Below are 2,779 nucleotides of genomic sequence, written 5' to 3'. Positions count from 1 at the left end.
TGCGCACGGCCCAACTCGCCCGCCTCGGGCCGCGGCTGGGCGACCTCGTGTGGGACATCGGCTGCGGCAGCGGCGCCTTCGCCACCGAGGCCGCCCGCGCCGGGGCCGCCGTCATCGCCGTCGACAGCGACCACGACGCCTGCGCCCGCACCGACTCCACCGCCCGCAGGCACGGCGTACAGCTCCAGATCGTGCACGGCACCGCCCCGCAGGTCCTGGAGAACCTCCCCGAACCCGACGTCGTCCGGGTCGGCGGCGGGGGAGCGGCCGTGGTCTCCGCGGTCGCCGACCGCCGGCCGCAGCGGATCGTCGCCGACGCCGCCACCCGCGACGCGGCCGAACTCATCGGCCGGGACCTCACCGAGCACGGCTACCGGGTCGAGTGCGCGCTGCTGCAGTCCGTCGAACTCGACACCCGTGCCTGGACGGAGAAGGAACGGAGCGTCGCGTTCCTGCTCAGCGGGGTGCTGCCCGCACGCGAGACCTGACGCCGATGCCGTCCCCGTGATCGGGTTGTCGTACCGCGCGCGGTAGGCTGGCCGATCGTTGTACCGCGCTGGGGCACCCGACGCTTCGTCGGCCAATGTCCCGAAAACGCGCCCGTTTTGGGGTGGGTCGTGGTACGGCAGAACCGGAGGACGCGCAACGTGGCGCAGTCCACAGCGGAACCGTCGCCGATCAAGCTGACGCGACGGCCGTCCCGCCGCGACAATGCCAGTGAATGGCTTTGTCGCCTTTTTCGGGCGGGCCGTTCGTGCCGCTGGGGACGCACGCTCGTTCTTCAGTGTGGGGCGGTCGGTGCGCCGTTCCGGGTGAGCTGGTCGTAGGAGCACTAACCGATGGGCGAGGGGTACGCATGACCGACACCGGCCAGGTCCCGGGCGAGGGACTGCCGGAGAACGCAGGCATGGTGGAGCACCAGGGCGTCGCCGCGCCCGGCGCGTACACCTACCTCTCCGCGACCTCCGCCGAGGACGAAGAAGACCTGCTGCTGCCCGGCGCCCAGGGCGCCTGGGGCAACGAGGTCCCTCCGCCCGCCCCCGAGCCGCTCGTCGAGACCGTGCACGCCCCCGGCCCCCACGAGCTCTCCGGCCGCGACAGCGGCGCGATCGACCTCGGCCCCACCCGCTCACCCCACTCCGCGAGCCACACGACCCCGGAGGACCAGCCCACCGCCTACGAGGAGCAGCCCGTGCGCTACGAGGAGCAGCCGGCGGGGTTCGAGGGACAGCCGGTCCCGCAGGACGTTCAGGGCGCCCACGAGGGCATGGCTCAGCATGAGGGTCTCGCTCCGCAGGGGCAGCCGGTGGAGTACGCGGTGCCGGTGCCGCAGGAGGGCATGGCCCCGGTGGGGCAGCCCGTGCCGGGCGAGATGGATGCCGTGGACGCGGGGTCGGTTGCGCAGGAAGGCTTGAACTCGGCGGAGCAGACGACGCCTGGCGACGCGGCAGCGATGCAGGTGCAGGCCGCCGCGCACCCTGAGTGGGCCCCGCAGGAAGCCCTGGCTTCGGGGGAGCAGGCGGCGTTTCCTGCCGAGGTCGCAGCCAGCCGTACCGCCGCGACCTCCTCTGCCGGTGCGCCCGACGCCATGCAGGCGCATGCGCAGCCGTATCAGCAGGAGGGCGAGTCCTCGGCAGAGCAGACTGCGCCCACTGACGGAGCTGCCGTGCAGGTGCAGGCCGCCGTGGACGCGGGGTCGCTCCAGCAGGAGAGCTCGGCCCCGCAGGCGCAGGAGGGCGCTGCCGTGCAGCACTCCGCGGCGCACGCGGGAGCGGAGCGGCCGGCACCGGTCACCCCGCGTCGGCCGCTGCACCTCGGCCCGCCCATCCCGAACCCGTCCGCCGGCCCGGTCCGCTCCCTCGCCGACCGCGGCCCCGCCCACGCGCCTGTACGCCAGTCCGGCCCGCCGACCATCGGCCCCGAGTACCTCGACGTCCCGCAGGCCCCCGAGGCCGCGCCGCAGCCCGCGGCACCCTGGGGTGCGCAGGCCACGGTGACCTCTGGGGAGCCCGCTGCGGAAACGGTTGTCCCCACACAGGAGCCCGAGCCGGCCGACGCGGCCCATGCGGCCGTGGACCGCCTCACCGCGCAGGCGCCGACCGAGCAGGCCCACACCGAGGACCGCTCAGCAGAGCCCGCGCGCCCGCAGGACGCCGGGCAGCCTGCTTCAGGGGTCCCCGAGCATGCCGTTGCCGACGTGGACCGTGGCACGGAGAATGCGTCGGACGTCTCCGGTGACAGCCCGGCTGACCCCGCCACCGCCGCGCCCGCCGACGCTGAGCAGGTGAGGGTCGGCGACAGCGCACCGGGTGCCGACGAGGAGACGTCGGCTGCCGTAGCGACGGACGCCCCTGCGCCCGTCGCCGCTGAGGCGGGCGACGCCGTAGTCACGCTCTCCGAGGACGCCGCCGTCACCGCAGCCACGCTCTCCGAGGACGCCGCCGTCACCGCTGCCGCCCCGGACGACATCCAGAACCCCGTCTCCCCGGAAGCCACCGCCGCCGAGCCCACGCCGACCGAAGGCGACGCCGTACAGCCGGAGGCCACCCCTACGGCCGCTGAGCCGGCCGTCGCAGAAGCCCCCGTGTCGGCCACCCCCGAGGACGCCGAAGGGACCGCCCCGCTGCCCGCCCCCGAGCCGACGACCCCCGAAGCCGACCAGGCGCACGCCGAGCCCCCCGTCCAGGGACCGCAGCAGACCCCGGTGACCCCTCTCGACACGCCCGCCCCCGGCGTCCCCGCGACCCGCACCCCGGACGGGGGGCTCGGCGTGCGCCTG

General features: G+C 75.2%; 1 protein-coding gene and 1 pseudogene. Both read left to right on the top strand.

Annotated features, from left to right (window positions below):
• Positions 1-488: methyltransferase domain-containing protein (locus tag N4P33_RS34425; RefSeq protein ID WP_260830847.1), on the top strand; the 488-nt coding region annotated here is incomplete at its 5' end.
• A 368-nt stretch (positions 489-856) separates the two neighbouring features.
• Positions 857-2,779 (top strand): annotated as a pseudogene (locus N4P33_RS34420) (hypothetical protein); the annotation flags it as partial.

Origin of the sequence: Streptomyces sp. 15-116A, assembly GCF_025290915.1 — a bacterium.
In the GTDB taxonomy this organism is placed as follows: domain Bacteria; phylum Actinomycetota; class Actinomycetes; order Streptomycetales; family Streptomycetaceae; genus Streptomyces.
Note: the sequence above shows the minus strand (reverse complement) of the source record. Positions and strands in the feature narration are given on the sequence as shown.